At 40.9% G+C, this 15486-nt stretch carries 14 protein-coding genes; 10 read left to right on the top strand and 4 right to left on the bottom strand.

Annotated elements, in window-relative coordinates; all coding sequences use genetic code 11:
- Positions 1-24 precede the first annotated feature (24 nt).
- The 6 genes from FTU64_RS08070 to FTU64_RS08045 all read left to right on the top strand — a co-directional run bounded on the left by FTU64_RS08070 (position 25) and on the right by FTU64_RS08045 (position 7677).
- Positions 25-2091, top strand: coding sequence for an EAL domain-containing protein (locus tag FTU64_RS08070; protein ID WP_180055653.1), 2067 nt, complete (start codon positions 25-27; stop codon positions 2089-2091).
- A 240-nt stretch (positions 2092-2331) separates the two neighbouring features.
- A complete protein-coding gene (locus FTU64_RS08065) occupies positions 2332-3924 on the top strand; it encodes a peptide chain release factor 3 (protein ID WP_078189646.1) in 1593 nt (530 codons plus the stop codon).
- A 106-nt stretch (positions 3925-4030) separates the two neighbouring features.
- Positions 4031-4858, top strand: coding sequence for a hypothetical protein (locus FTU64_RS08060; protein WP_180010218.1), 828 nt, complete (start codon positions 4031-4033; stop codon positions 4856-4858).
- A 74-nt stretch (positions 4859-4932) separates the two neighbouring features.
- The gene (locus FTU64_RS08055; protein WP_180059542.1) at positions 4933-5889 is read left to right on the top strand and encodes an RsiV family protein; all 957 of its coding nucleotides are present in this window, start codon (positions 4933-4935) and stop codon (positions 5887-5889) included.
- Between the two features lie 8 nt (positions 5890-5897).
- Positions 5898-6719 (top strand): TatD family hydrolase, encoded by an 822-nt coding sequence (locus FTU64_RS08050; protein WP_180059541.1) that lies wholly within the window; start codon positions 5898-5900, stop codon positions 6717-6719.
- Positions 6720-6870: 151 nt separating this feature from the next.
- The gene (locus FTU64_RS08045) at positions 6871-7677 is read left to right on the top strand and encodes an enoyl-ACP reductase (RefSeq protein ID WP_078189642.1); all 807 of its coding nucleotides are present in this window, start codon (positions 6871-6873) and stop codon (positions 7675-7677) included.
- Positions 7678-7825: 148 nt separating this feature from the next.
- On the opposite strand, the gene secB is transcribed toward FTU64_RS08045, so the two are convergent.
- The 4 genes from secB to rsgA form a co-directional block, all read right to left on the bottom strand.
- Complete coding sequence (gene secB, locus FTU64_RS08040; protein ID WP_078189641.1) at positions 7826-8281, bottom strand: protein-export chaperone SecB; 456 nt, start codon at positions 8279-8281, stop codon at positions 7826-7828.
- 40 nt (positions 8282-8321) lie between these two features.
- On the bottom strand, positions 8322-8576 hold the full coding sequence (grxC, locus tag FTU64_RS08035; RefSeq protein ID WP_078189640.1) for a glutaredoxin 3: 255 nt from the start codon (positions 8574-8576) through the stop codon (positions 8322-8324).
- A 20-nt stretch (positions 8577-8596) separates the two neighbouring features.
- A complete protein-coding gene (locus FTU64_RS08030; RefSeq protein WP_078189639.1) occupies positions 8597-9004 on the bottom strand; it encodes a rhodanese-like domain-containing protein in 408 nt (135 codons plus the stop codon).
- Positions 9005-9097: 93 nt separating this feature from the next.
- Complete coding sequence (gene rsgA, locus FTU64_RS08025) at positions 9098-10156, bottom strand: ribosome small subunit-dependent GTPase A (protein WP_180059540.1); 1059 nt, start codon at positions 10154-10156, stop codon at positions 9098-9100.
- A gap of 125 nt (positions 10157-10281) precedes the next feature.
- On the opposite strand from rsgA, the gene orn reads away from it, so the two are divergent.
- The 4 genes from orn to FTU64_RS08005 all read left to right on the top strand — a co-directional run.
- A complete protein-coding gene (gene orn, locus FTU64_RS08020; RefSeq protein ID WP_067763591.1) occupies positions 10282-10839 on the top strand; it encodes an oligoribonuclease in 558 nt (185 codons plus the stop codon).
- A gap of 470 nt (positions 10840-11309) precedes the next feature.
- The gene (locus FTU64_RS08015) at positions 11310-12080 is read left to right on the top strand and encodes a ThiF family adenylyltransferase (protein ID WP_180004537.1); all 771 of its coding nucleotides are present in this window, start codon (positions 11310-11312) and stop codon (positions 12078-12080) included.
- A 115-nt stretch (positions 12081-12195) separates the two neighbouring features.
- A complete protein-coding gene (locus tag FTU64_RS08010; protein ID WP_180055660.1) occupies positions 12196-14010 on the top strand; it encodes a tetratricopeptide repeat protein in 1815 nt (604 codons plus the stop codon).
- A gap of 236 nt (positions 14011-14246) precedes the next feature.
- Positions 14247-15486: phage late control D family protein (locus FTU64_RS08005; RefSeq protein ID WP_180059539.1), on the top strand; the 1240-nt coding region annotated here is incomplete at its 3' end.

Genomic DNA, 15486 nt, shown 5'->3' with positions numbered 1-15486 from the left:
GATAACCTAAGCGGAACGCTTGATATGACCCATATTCATTATGATTACAATCTGGTCGTTGGTTCAATCGTAGTTGCATTATTAAGTTGTTACTTAGCGGTTTCACTCGAACAAATGTTGTTTCGTGGAACACGACCAAGATATGAAAATGTCATTTTATTATTCAGCGGCGCAATTTTAGGTGCTGCGATTTGGTGCATGCATTTTGTAGGTATGATGGCCAGCCATTTGCCTTCAAATCATAGTTTTGATACCAGTCTGACTCTAACTTCCTATTTTATCGCCTTTGTTGCGTCCACTTTTGCAGTGTGGCTGACCACTCGTCCGACCTTACCTTTTCCGCGTTTAATTTTAGGCTCCGTGTTAATGGGACTTGGCATTTCCGGCATGCATTATACCGGCATGCTGAGTTTAGCCGTTCAGGGCTATGAACAACGCTACGAACCTTTAATTGTTATCTGTTCAATTTTGGTCGCGATTTGTGGTTCAGGTTTAGCATTTTGGCTGACATTTAAAAATAAGTATTCGTCTAAACGTAACATCATGAATGCCTTTGTTGCAGTCATGCTGACTTTTAGCATTGTCGCTATGCATTATATAGGAATGGCGGCTGTAGATTTTGTACCGCTAAACTCGATGGATGTATTGGTCGCGGCTCAAATTAATCACAATTTATTGCTGTTTATTGTCTTATTTGTCACCAGTTTATTGTTGATGGCAGCCTTTAGCGTTGCAGTACTAGAGCAACGTTTAGAGCATCGCAGTTTGCAGTTGATGCGCGCAAATCGAGAACTGGCCAATCAAGCGGTACAGGACAATTTGACTCGTTTACCTAATCGACTGTTTTTGGCTGAATATGCACATTTCCTATTTACAGAGCATCGCTTAAGACAAGATAAAATTGCTTTTATTTATATTGATATTGACCGTTTTAAAGCGGTCAATGATGTGTTTGGACACCATGTCGGTGATCAACTGCTGATTCAAATTGCTACGCGTATTCACCGTTTAATCGATGATCAAGCCAAATTGCTACGAATCGGTGGCGATGAATTTCTGATTGTGCTCGAGTCGGCAAGCAATGACTCTGCCACAGCAATGTCTGAAAAAATATTGGAATTGATGCAAGAAAGCTTCTTGATTGCAGGCAAGGAAATCAATATTTCAGGCAGTATTGGTATTGCGATGTACCCTGAACATGGTGCGAACTTGCAAGATCTGCTGATCAATGCAGACACTGCAATGCTGAGTTCGAAGTATCAGGGGCGTAATACCTATTCGTTTTTTAATTATACTGCCGACCAATTTGAAGAAAAAAGTCAGACGAAACTGATCAATGATTTATATAAAGCGGTAGAAGAACAGCAGTTTAGCTTGTTTTATCAGCCAAAATTTAATGCCACTGATCTTGAAATTTGTGGGGTTGAGGCCTTAATTCGTTGGAATCATCCAACCTTAGGTATGCTGACGCCAAATAAGTTCATTAATGGCGCGGAAAAAACAGGACTAATTATTGCCATGGGCTATTGGGCGCTTGAAGAAGCCTGTAAGCAAATTCAGCACTGGGAAAAGCTGAACATGCCGCTGTATCCGATTGCGGTCAATTTATCAGCGATTCAGTTTGAGCATAAACATTTATTTAGTACCTTAGAGTCGCTTTTTGCAAGGTATGAAATTAACCCATCAAATTTAATTATTGAAATTACCGAGTCAACAGCGATGCATCATATCGATGCCAGTATCTTGACTTTTGAACATTTGAGAAAGATGGGAATTAAAGTTGCGATTGATGACTTTGGTACGGGACATTCAAGTTTCTTGTATTTAAAAGAACTGCCTGTAGATGAACTGAAAATTGACCGTGAGTTTATCCGCAATTTGAGCGTCGGCTCTAAAGAAGAAATTATTTTAGAAAGTATTATTCACTTGGCAATTCGACTGGGTTTAACGGTCACTGCAGAAGGTGTAGAGACAGAACAACAAGCAGAAATTTTAAAACGTTTAGGTTGCCAACAGTTGCAAGGATATTTGTTAGGAATGCCGATGCCAGTGGCACAGCTTGAAGAACGCATGAAAATGAAAGTTGAATAAAGTCCTCGTAGTCTGATCGCATTGCCAATGAGTGAGAAAAAAAGACAGAGAAATGCTTTATATCGTCGATAAAAACAGGTCGTCATCCAATGTAAAACATCAAGACACACCACGCTAAGATTTTGACTCAACCCGATGTGGTTGATTATTTTTAATGGTCAATCTGATACAATATCGCCAATTTTCCATATTGATCAGATCTGATCTTTTGCACTGCGAGTTTTGCAGTAGGTGTCTTTCATGAGTTTTAAAGAAGAATTAGCGACACAGGTCGCTCAGCGACGTACTTTCGCTATTATTTCCCACCCCGATGCCGGTAAAACCACAATGACAGAAAAACTGTTGTTATGGGGACAGGCGATTCAGGTTGCAGGTATGGTAAAAAGCCGTAAATCTGATCGTGCGGCAACGTCTGACTGGATGGAAATGGAAAAAGAACGTGGGATTTCGATCACCACCTCTGTTATGCAGTTCCCGTTTAAAGACAAGATGATTAACTTGCTCGACACCCCAGGGCATGAAGACTTTTCTGAAGATACTTACCGTACATTAACCGCTGTTGACTCTGCGCTTATGGTGATTGATGGTGCAAAAGGTGTCGAAGATCGTACGATCAAATTGATGGAAGTGTGTCGTATGCGCGACACGCCGATTATTTCATTCGTCAACAAAATGGACCGTGAAATTCGTGAGCCATTAGAACTGCTTGATGAAATCGAAAACGTATTAAAAATTAAATGTGTTCCGATTACTTGGCCACTGGGTACAGGTCGTGACTTTGCCGGTGTATTTAACCTACTCGAAGAAAAATTCTACGTTTATAAGGCAGGTTTCGGTTCAACCATTACGGATATTGAAGTCCGTGATGGCTATGACTATGCAGATTTGCGTGAAAAAGTCGGCGATCTCGCTTGGGCCGCATTTGAAGAATCATTGGAGTTGGTTCAAATGGCCAATGAGCCTTTAGACCGTGATGAATTTTTGGCAGGTCGCCAAACGCCAGTCTTGTTTGGTACGGCACTCGGTAACTTTGGTGTAGACCATGTTCTGGATGCATTTAGTCAATATGCGCCTGAACCTAAAGCACATCCGACTCAAGACCGCAAAGTTGAAGCGACTGAAGAAGGCTTCACAGGTTTCGTCTTTAAAATTCAAGCCAATATGGATCCAAAACATCGTGACCGTATTGCATTCATGCGTATCTGTTCAGGTAAGTATGAAAAAGGCTTAAAAATGAAACATGTGCGTCTAGGTAAAGATGTACGTATTAGTGATGCCTTAACGTTCCTTGCCGGTGACCGTCAACATCTTGAAGAAGCATGGCCGGGTGACATTATCGGTTTGCATAACCATGGTACGATTCAGATCGGCGATACCTTTACTTCAGGTGAAGATTTACACTTTACCGGTATTCCTCACTTCGCACCTGAAATGTTCCGTCGCGTGCGTTTAAAAGATCCATTGAAGTCAAAACAGCTACAAAAAGGCTTAAAAGAACTGTCAGAAGAAGGTGCGACTCAGGTCTTTATGCCGCAAAACAGTAACGACTTAATCGTGGGTGCTGTGGGTGTGCTTCAGTTTGAAGTGGTGGCTTATCGCCTGAAAGAAGAATACAAAGTTGATTGTATTTACGAGCCTGTAAGTATCAATACCGTACGTTGGGTATCTTGTGATGACGAGAAAAAATTCAACGAATTTAAGAAAAAAGCACATGACCAATTGTCTGTCGATGGCGGTGGTCATTTAACTTATCTTGCACCAAGTCGTGTGAATTTACAGTTAATGCAAGAACGTTATCCGGATATCGTGTTCCGTAATACACGTGAACACTAAGTTGTTCTTTTACAGAAATAAAACAGCTTCTTCGTGAAGCTGTTTTATTTTGTGGTAGAGTTTTTAAATCCATACATTACGCAATCATTTGGTCGTTTAGGACATCATGAAAATATTCAAGGATGCTACAGTTTTTGCACTTTTGGGGAGTGTTTTGCTGCTCAGTGCATGTGATTCAGGAAAAGAAAACAAAGCGACAAAGCCGGCCGATGATGGCGCTTCTGAAGCGGCCGTGATCAATCCAGATGTTTTGCCTTATTTAAATATCCAAGAGCAAGCCGCTAAAATTGCCAAACCGTTTTGTGAAAATAAAAGTTGTATTGATTTAGAGATACAAACCATTCAGACCGTAGATACGTGGTTGAATAGCTGGATTGAAAAGAATCAGGCGAGCGTCGTACAAGATCAGATTGCACTAAAGCAGAATATGAATCTCCAACAAGCTGTCGATGCGTATGTGAAAAAATCAGATGCTTGGCAGGCCGAGTTTAAAACCAATAAAGCCTATGAATTGGCGATGTACACACGAGTTCCATATCAACGGAATCAATATGTGCTGCTGCAAATCGGTGTCGATACCAAACAGGAAAATATCACGGTCAAAGAGCGCTATTATTTTTTTGTGGCAGACCGTCGTGCGAAAAAAAATCTCAAACCCTTAGATATTATTGATGCAAAGCAGCAGCAAAATATGGATGCCATTGTGCAGCAAGCCTATGGCAAATGGTTAGATGAACAAGAGGTGGATGTCAAAAAATCGGCACCGAAAAAGCTCTATTGGGGCCAAGCAGATTGGTTCTTTGATCAAGAAGGTGTCGGTTTGCATTACCGTACAGATGAAATTATCAAAGATAGTACACAACTGGATATTTATCTCAGCAAAGCGCAAACACAACAAGTCTTGAAAGCTGATGTGTATCAGCATATGTTCTAAACAACGAAAGTATTTAATTTGATGAGATATTTACTGAGATAAATATCAATTATTCGAAATGAAAGGTTGAAGCAATGGTGCAAAAAAATAAAATTTGGGCAAGCTCAATATTGGCAGTTTCTGTTGCATTCACGGCGTGTCAGCCACAACAAGCTGAACCTGAAAAAAAGCCGGATCAAGCCAAAACTGAACAGCCAGATTTGAGTGCAAAACTGATTGGTGATGCGGAAAAATTACAACTGAATTTACCTGAATGTGATGGCGGGGTCTGTCCTGAAATTTCAGTTGAACGCTTAAACAGTAATCAAGCCTTTATTGATGAATTTATTGATGCGGAAATTTTAAAACAGTTGGGAGAGATCCTGTCTGTTTCGCCTTTAGAAGATAAAACGCTGAGCAAAGACGCTCCCGCTGCAAGTGAAGTACCTGCAGCGTCTGAAGCAAAATCTGCTTTGGCAAAGGTTGAAACGCCCAAATTAAAATTGGAAAAAGCCACGCAGCCTTATATGCAAGCATTTTTAAATTTAGATAAAGAATTGAAATCTTTAAGTGCCAATCAGCAAATCAGTTTGATGATTAAACCTAAAATATTGAATGCTGAAAAACCCTTGGCAACAGTGGTTTTAAATACCAGTTCATATTTAGGTGGAGCGCATGGTTCTTCTGCACAGCAATATTATAACTTCGATTTAAGCACTCAAAAATTGGTGCAGCTCAACGACATATTATTGCCAAATCAACGTGCTGAGCTTGAAAAGCGGGGCTATGAAGTCTTTAAAACTTGGGTTAAAGATGCCAAGTTGGCAGACAATATTCAAGAATACGAACAGATTTGGAAATTTAAACTTTCTGATAATTTTTATCTGAGCCAGCAAGGTTTAATTTTGCAATATGCCGAATATGAAATTGGGCCGTATGTGGTGGGTTTACCACGTTTGACCATTCCGTATGATCAATTGCAAAGTGTATTGAAAAAACAATATCTACCACCAGTTGAAGCTGCTGAAGCCTCAGCCGCAAAAGCAAATTAATTAGTTCAATGGCTTACTCACTGTTTGATACGCATACACATTTTGATGTTCCCGATTTTGACGCTGATCGGGAACAGTTGGCGTATGCTGCCAAACAGGCGGGTGTCGATGCTTTGGTATTAATTGGTTTTTTACAGTCACGTTTTCAAGATTTGCTGCATACCCAAGAGTTTTTAGCTCGTTTATCTAATGCTCCAACAAGCTATTTAGCTCCCGGCTTACATCCGTTTTATATTGAGCAACATCGTACAGAACATTTGTTGGATGTGGAACAGATGCTAAAGCAGCATGATTGTGTTGCTGTCGGTGAAATTGGTTTAGATACCTTTTTGAAACAGCATAAGCAGCCTGAACTTTTTCAAAAGCAGCAGCAGTATTTTTCCGCACAACTTGAGTTAGCACAGCAGTTTGATAAACCGATATTGCTGCATATTCGCAAATCCCATGCGGAGGTGCTTTCGATGTTGAAAAAGCATCAATTTAAGCTCGGTGGTATTGCACATGCATTTAGTGGTGGTGTTGAAGAAGCGAAGGCATTTACCAAGCTAGGTTTTAAAATTGGTGTAACGGGGCAAATCACCAATCCCAATGCAAAAAAATTACGTCAAGTGGTTCAGACTTTGGGTGCAGCGCATTTGGTCTTAGAAACCGACTGTCCCGATATGACACCCTTATGTTGTCAGCATTCGACGGAAGGGCGTACCCGTAATACGCCGGTCAATTTGCCCTATGTCTTGCAGGGGCTAGCTCAGAGCTTAAACCGTACTGAATCTGAGATTGCAGATATATTATGGAAAAATTCATTACAAGCATTGCATCTGGACGCTTAAGCGGCAACAAATATTGACGCCGCTTGATTGAATCTGATTTTATTCGCATCGTGCATGCAATGATGGTTTTATAAAAAAAGGCGCATTATGCAATTTCTAAAATGCTTTAGACTTGGCATTATGCTGTTAAATTATTTTGAGTGAGTTTCACATGGCACAAGGACTATTGGCTGGCAAACGCTTTTTAATCGCGGGTATTGCAAGTAAGTTATCAATCGCATTTGGTATTGCGCAAGCTTTACATCGCGAAGGTGCAGAACTGGCTTTTACTTATCCAAACGAAAAATTAAAAAAACGTGTAGATGATTTTGCTGAACAATTTGGTTCAACTTTAGTTTTCCCATGTGATGTAGCAGTGGACGCTGAAATTGATACCGCTTTTGCTGAACTTGCTAAACATTGGGATGGTCTAGATGGTGTTGTGCATTCAATTGGTTTTGCACCGGCACATACTTTAGATGGCGATTTCACTGATATTACCGACCGTGAAGGTTTTAAAATTGCTCACGACATCAGCGCATATAGCTTTATTGCGATGGCTCGTGCGGCAAAACCTTTATTGGCTGCACGTCAAGGTTGCTTATTGACGCTGACTTACCAAGGTTCTGAACGCGTAATGCCAAACTATAACGTTATGGGTATGGCAAAAGCGTCACTAGAAGCAGGCGTACGTTATTTGGCTACAAGTCTTGGTGCTGAAGGTATTCGTGTAAATGCAATTTCAGCAGGTCCGATTCGTACCTTAGCGGCTTCAGGGATTAAATCTTTCCGTAAAATGTTAGATCTAAATGAAAAAGTTGCACCGCTTAAACGCAATGTCACCATTGAAGATGTCGGTAATGCAGCATTGTTCCTTTGCTCACCTTGGGCAAATGGTATTACAGGTGAAATTCTGTATGTTGATGCAGGCTTTAATACTGTAGGTATGAGCGCTGATCTAATGGCAGATGCTGAGTAATTTGCTCCTCCCTTTTTAAAAGGGAGGGTGGGAGGGATTTTGTTAAGTAGAAGTAAATCCCCCTCATTCCCCCTTTAGTAAAGGGGGAAGCTAAAAGGCAATAAAAAAGACCGCAAAAGCGGTCTTTTTTAGATTTGAAGATAAGCGATTAAGCTTGGCCTTCAGCAGCAGTTTGCGCACGTTGCAAATTCGCTTCGAATTCAGCATCGAAGTTAATTGGTGTAAGCAACAATTGTGGGAAGCTGCCTTTAGTAACCATATCGTTCACTGCTTCACGTAGGAATGGGAACAAGATATTTGGGCAGTAAGCACCAAGAATGTACGGAAGACGTTCTTCTTCAACGCTATCGATCAGGAAGATACCTGCTTGAGTAACGTCAACGATAAATGCTGTGTCACCCGCATTGTTCGCTTGAACGACAACTTTCAGTGAAACTTCGAAGTGTGTTGGATCAACTTTTTCTGCAGAAGAAGAAAGGTTGATATTTAGTTCAGGCTGCCATTCTTTAGTAAATACTTGAGCCCCAGGTACTTCGAAAGAAATATCTTTAGTATAAATACGCTCTAATGCCAATTGTGGTTGAGCTTGTTGTTCTTCACTCATTGTTTATTCCTTAATATGAGGTGACGATTTATGTTTAAAATTAAGATAGCATGCCGTCGAGTTTGCCTTCACGCTCTAAAGCATAAAGTTGGTCAAAACCGCCAATAAACTGATCATTAATAAAAATTTGAGGAACGGTACGGTGGTTGGTGCGTTGCATCAATTCAACACGTACTTCAGGCGCTTCATTTGATAAATTAATTTCTTTATAAGCCACGCCTTTACGCTCTAGGAGCTGTTTTGCACGAATGCAGTAAGGACATACAGTTGTTGAATAAATCGTAACTTCAGCCATGTTAATCTCCTAAGAAGCGCTTATTTGCTTTTAACTAAAGGTAAGCCTTGAGCTTTCCAGTTGCTAATGCCGCCGTCTAAACGGTATGCATCTGCATGACCGACTTGTTGCAATGCAGAACCTGCCACTTGACCAAGGTTACATACAAAAACCAACGGGCGATCAGAAGTTTTTAACTCTTCAATGTGTTTTGTAATTTGGCTATATGGAATATTACGGCTACCGCTAATATGACCTTCGCGGAAGTCTTTCGCATCACGTAAGTCAATCAATTGAGCATTTTTAGCTTTAACTAAAATCCCTAAAGATTGAGGTGAAATTTTGCGACCATTACGCTGGCCTTCAAGAATAAAGAACAGCACGACCAATACAGCCAGCGTTCCAAATAAGAAGGGGTGATTCCCCATAAATTCGAACCAACGTTCCACAATTCACCTAACTACAATTTTAAATTGCCAAGAGTATAGCCCATAAATATGGTGATCAAAATCACCCCTTCAAGGGCATGAACAGAATAAAAATTAATTTTTTTGCTGCGCTTCCGTGATTTCGTCGATCAGACGTAAATAACTGTCTAATCGGCGCGGCAAAATTTCGCCATTTTGAGCTGCTATTCTAAGCGCACATTGCTTTTCATGTTTATGCGTACAGTTACGGAACTGACAATAACCCAAATGTGACTCAATCTCAGGGAAACCTTGTTGAACTTTCTCCAATTCTAGGTGCCATAAACCAAATTCACGGATTCCCGGTGAATCAATCAATGCAGAACCTTCACCAAACGCAATTAAGCGCGTAGACGTGGTGGTGTGCTGACCGAGCGCGGAGTTTTCCGAAATAATATTGGTTTTTTGCGCGGCATCCGGAACAATGGCATTAATTAAAGTGCTCTTACCAACCCCAGACTGACCTACAAATGCGACAGTTTCACCTGAAAGGCGAGCAGAAAGTGCGCTTAAGTCACCATCAGATTGGGTTTGCATGACCTCATAGCCCAAGTCACGATATTCTTGTAATAGCGTTAAAATCGGATCATTGTCTTCAAGCAAATCGGATTTATTTAAGACCAATAAGGCTGGAATATCAGCATCTGCACAGGCCACCAAATAGCGGTCAATCAGGCCAGGTGCTGGCTCAGGAAGCGGTGCAAATACAATCACAATCAGGCTGACATTGGCTGCGACAGGTTTCACTTTGTGATAACGGTCAGGGCGTGTCAGTAAAGATTGGCGTGGATGAATCGCGGTAATAATCCCTAAACCTGTAATCGGGTCAGCTTGCCATTTGACACGGTCACCCGTCACCAATAATTCGAGATTGGTACGGGTATGGCAGCGCCAAACACTGCCTAATTCGATGGGTTTCCAATGTGGTTCAGGTTCACCTGCTTGCACAATGGGTTTTTCAGGATGCTGGTCGGGTGTAGACAGCGCTTGAACTTCAAGTTGACGACCATAATGTTGGACGACCAAGCCTTCCAAATCTGCAGAAGTATCGATTTCTTCCTGACGAGATTTATGTTGCTTCTGAATGCGACGTTGCTGCTGTTCAGTCAGTCGGCGCTTACGAATTAAAGCCATTCATATCCTAAAAAACCATGAAAACTAGATGGCAAAAATAGCATGAAAGCAGGGTCTATTTACAGCGCAAGCCCAATAAATTTGCTACTATGTTCATTTTTACAGCCTAATAAGATTGCACATTTATGAGCAGCACACCTGATACACGCCTGATTTGGATTGACCTTGAAATGACAGGTCTAGATACAGATAACGACCAGATTATTGAAGTTGCAACAATTGTGACGGATGATAATTTAAATATTCTGGCGGAAGGGCCTGTGCTTGCGGTACATCAGTCTGACCGTGTGCTCAATGCGATGGATGAATGGAATACTCGCCAACATGGTCAATCAGGTCTGATCGAACGTGTACGTCGTAGTAAATTGACAGCACAAGATGCTGAACAGCAAACTTTAGAATTTTTGAAAAAATGGGTGAATCCAAAATCATCACCGATGTGTGGTAACTCAATTTGCCAAGATCGTCGTTTCTTACATCGTTTAATGCCTGAAATGGAACAATACTTCCACTACCGTAATCTTGATGTATCATCAGTGAAAGAATTGGCGAAACGCTGGCGCCCAGAGATCATGGGTGGCTTGAAAAAGAATGCCTCGCATTTGGCGATGGATGATATCCGTGACTCCATTGCAGAGCTTAAATACTACCGTGAATATTTCTTTATTATGAATAAAGACTAAGGTTGTAAGATTGAAAAAGAGGCGAAAGCCTCTTTTTTTAGCGCTACTTTCTCAACTTTTCTGCATTGAGTTTTTTGAGGTTTAATGCCTCGAAAACTACCCATAAACACAACATAATTATAAATTGTTGTTCACTTTCATAGTGTGCAAAAGCCACCAATGCGAACAGAGTGAGAAATAGAATTCGGATGATATTGCTTAGATTCAAATTTTTCTTTTGATATATCACGATCAGTGTGGCGTAGGCCAAAATAAGTAGGGTATTCAGACACAATAAAATAGAAAAAAACATGGCGATCCTACATAGGCGGATAACAATATTATTTGAGTTTTAGTATAAATTTTAATCGAAATTATTGTGCTTATTTTCATTTGTTGGATCAAGCCATCTGTGTGATAGAAATATTACCGCAGTCAAAATGAAGGAGTTTTGTTAGAATGGCGCTTCTGTTTCCTGCTTTTGTACTTTTATGACTGAACTGCTCCAAGATGATGAATATGACCGCCGTTTTGCTGGCGTAGCCAAAATATATAGTGATGAAAGTTTTCATCATTATGAAAAAAGTCATGTCATGGTGATCGGGATCGGTGGTGTAGGCTCATGGGCGGTAGAAGCTTTAGCACGTACAGGTATTGGTGAGCTAACCTTGGTCGATATGGATGTGGTTGCTGCATCGAATATCAATCGACAATTGCCTGCCATGAGCACGACACTGGGACATGAAAAAATTGAAGTGATGGCAGAGCGCTGCCGTGCGATTAATCCCCGAATCAAAATAAATTTGATTGATGATTATCTTACGCCTGAAAATGTCAAAGAAATTTTGGCAGGTGCTCCTGACCTAATTTTAGATTGCATTGATGATGTGAAGGCAAAATTTGCCTTAATGCTACATTGCCGTTTTAATAAAATTCCGTTGATCGTTTCGGGTGGAGCAGGGGGTAAACTTGATCCGCTGAAAATCCGAGTCGCAGATTTATCAAGAACAGAGCAAGACCCGATGTTAGCTAAATTGCGGACACAATTACGCGGCAAAGGCATTTGTAAAAAGCCGAAAGAAAAGTTTGGCATCACCTGTGTTTATTCAATTGATAATCCATTTTCCAGTGCTGATGTTTGTCCAAGTGCAGGCTTACGTTGTGGTGGATATGGTTCAGCAGTAGTCGTGACGTCCAGCTTTGCGATGGTGGCTGTGTCAGAGGTGCTCAAAAAACTTGATGCAAAACGAGCAAAAGCATGACAGCTATCTCATTTTGAAAAAAATAAAGCACCGAATTCGGTGCTTTTTTTGTATATAGAATTAAAATCAGACACAATGTTGGAATAATTAAAATATTGATTTTTTTGGGGCGAGTATGTGGTTTTTACTGATACTAATTTTGGGGATGGGAGCACTTGCGTTTTGGATGTGGAAAAGACCCGATCCAGTTAAACGCGATCAGGCTAAAGCGGTTGGGCATGACTTGTGGATAGACCAATTAGATGCACAGCTGAAATTTGCAGAACGTTTAATGCTTGATGCACCAACCGACTATGCGCGTGCCTATGAGTTGTATCAAAATTTGGCCAAACAGCATGAAATTCCGCAGGCCTATGTCGCTATGGGGCAGATGCATTTACAAGGCTTAGGCAGAGAAGTCAGTGTGGAAAATGCGCTGGCTTTATTGGAAAAAGCCAATAGTTTAGGTAGTGATGATGCTGCATATGTGTTGGGGCAAGTTGAAGAAGGTATCTATGGCGGTGTGCCCAATATTGAAAAAGCGCAATATTGGTATCGACATGCGATTTCACGCGGTCATTTGGATGCACAATATCGACTCGCCGAACTAAACCCAGAAGATCAGACACATGCCGAGCAGCAACATTTAGATTTGTTGCAAAAAAATGCGGACAATGGACATGCCAATTCACAGTATCAATTGGCACAGTTCTATTTAAAACAAGCCACGCCAAATATTGCTCTGGGATTGGAATATTTACTGAAAGCTGCCCAACAAGACCATATGGCGGCTATTCAGCAATTGCAGCAATTCTATGCACAAGGAAAGTATCTTGCGCAAAATGATGAAAAGTCATTGCAATATTTAAAGCGAGGATTGCTACTCGGGCACCAGCAGCAGTTGTATGAATATTATCAAGCAGTATTGATGGGTAAAATCGACGTCGATCAGCGTCAGCGGGTTTATCATGATCTTTTGCAGCAGGCCAAAGAGCACAAAGTTGCAGCAGCCAGCCGATTATTAGGCATTGCACATTTTCATGGTTGGTACTTGGAGAAGCAGGAAACTTTAGGTTTTCGCTTTCTGACCGAAGCTGCTCAACTTAAAGATGCTGATGCAATTAGTCTTATTGCAGCGCTGTATTTTGAAAAGTATTTGGTTAGTGATGATCCACAAAAAGCATTTGAGTTATATCAAACAGCGTATCAATTCAAACCATTATTCATTAACCAAGTCGGTTTGGCACTATGCTACCTACATGGGGTCGGTGTTGAGCGAAATATCAAGCAAGCACAGCAACTTTTAATTGAAGCTGCTAGGCATTTAAATGATATGTCCATTACTTGTGTGGCCGATCAGAATTATGTGATTGGGCGTTTTTATGCATTGCCAGAGTATCCATTAGCACATCGTGATCAGTGTTTGAGTTATCTCGAAAAAGCCGCAGAACAAGGTTCGCAGGATGCTGCTTGGTATCTCTACCGTTTAGCCGTGGACAATATCTTGCCTGATGTACAGTTTGATGAAGCTCAAACCCAGCGAGCATTGTTGAAGGCGGCGAAATTAGGCCATCCTGATGCACTTACGCAACTAGGTCTAGTTAATTTAAAAGGACAATGGGGAACACAAGATTTCCAACAAGCGTTGCAGTATTTCTCGCAAGCGGCGGGATTAGGAAATGTGACTGCCTTGTACCAGCTTGGTGAAATGTCAGAACATGGTTTGGGTGTGCAGCAAGATTTAACTCAGGCACATAGTTATTATGCACAAGCTGCTCAGGGGATGAATGCGGCGGCGTTAACGCGATTGGGCTATTTATATATTCATGGCATGGGCGTAGAGCGTGATCTTAAAATTGCACAGCAATATTTGGAAAAAGCGGCCTTGCAAGGCTATGTCGAAGCACAAGAACAATTGGAGAATATTCACGCATTTTTAAATACCAATTAATATTGATGCAAGGCAGTAAGGTGGTATGAAGAGACCTGAAGTTTAGTTTGATGGTCTCTATATTTTTTTAATGCAGAAATAAATAGAGTAAAAATAACATAAAGAATTAATGTGGAAATTTGAATTTTTACTTACATAAAACCCAACAAAGCAGGCAGTTTATGCCTAGAAAAATATGAGTTTTTTTGATTAAATACCCCGCATATTTTATAAAAATCTGATTTTAGATAATAACGATGCTGAACAATATATATTCTGCAATTGAAAAATTGGGCATTAGTCCACAAAAACGTGCTTTGCACATTCAATTTTCCAATACCACGCTGAATGAACAAGTATTCTTGCAACGTATTGATGGGGAACATGCCTTAAGTGAAGGTTTGAATGTTCAGCTCATCTGTCTCTCAACTTCTGCCACGCTCGAACTGAAACAATTTATTGGCACGCAAGTCGCAATCGATCAGGTGACCGATGCGGGGCAACTTTTTCGTATTACCGGGATCATTACAGAAGCATTTCAAGGCCAAAGTGATGGTGCATTAACGCTATATAAGTTGACCTTAGAAGATGCAACGGCACTATGGCATAAGCGTCGTAATAGCCGCGTGTTTATGAATAAATCGGTCAAAGATGTGGTCGAGATTATTTTTAAGGAATGGCAAAAAAAGAGCCCACTTTTTGCAGCGAGCTTAAGTTTGGACTTAAGTGGCTTAAAAAAAGAGTATGACGTTCGACCATTCATGATGCAAAGTAATGAAACCGACTATGATTTTATTACCCGCTTACTACGCAGTGAAGGCATTCATTGGTTGGTCGATGAAGCTCAATCTTTTGTAACATCGTCTGCGACACCCATAGCAGCTCAAAAGCTACGTTTGATTGATGAAAATAGCCAATATCAAGCTTTGGAGCGACGTAATATCCGTTTTCATCGCAGTAGTGCAACTGAAAAAAATGACAGTATGACCAGTTTTATCGGTCAGCGCAGTCTGCAACCGACGTCGGTACATGTGCAACGATGGCAAGCGGATGTGCTTGAACAGGACGAGGGTGGTGGTGCAGTACAAAGCAAGCATCTACATAGTCAAAATCAAGATAATGCGAGCTTAAGCTTAGAGCAGGCATGGCATGTGAGCCCTGCATGGATGCAAGATCTGAATGGTGAAGATGCTGCAACTGCCTCTAATAGTGCTCAAGTTGAACGTCTCAATCAAAATTTTAGTGATTATTATGCGGCTCAAGCCAAACAATTTATTGCTAAAAGTACCGTGCGTGATACACAAGTTGGTTATTGGTTCAAATTGGATGAGCATCCAGAGATTGACCAACATCGTGGTGCCGATCAAGAATTTTTGATTTTATCTAAGTCTTTTTATAACCAAAATAATTTACCCAAAGACTTAACCGATCAAGTTACACAGTTAATCCATCAAAGTCAGTGGCAAGTCAAACAAAGCGATGCGGATGAACGCCAAG

The organism is Acinetobacter sp. YH12128, assembly GCF_013418655.1.
Classification (GTDB): domain Bacteria; phylum Pseudomonadota; class Gammaproteobacteria; order Pseudomonadales; family Moraxellaceae; genus Acinetobacter; species Acinetobacter amyesii.
This window is presented reverse-complemented; position numbering and strand designations above follow the sequence as displayed.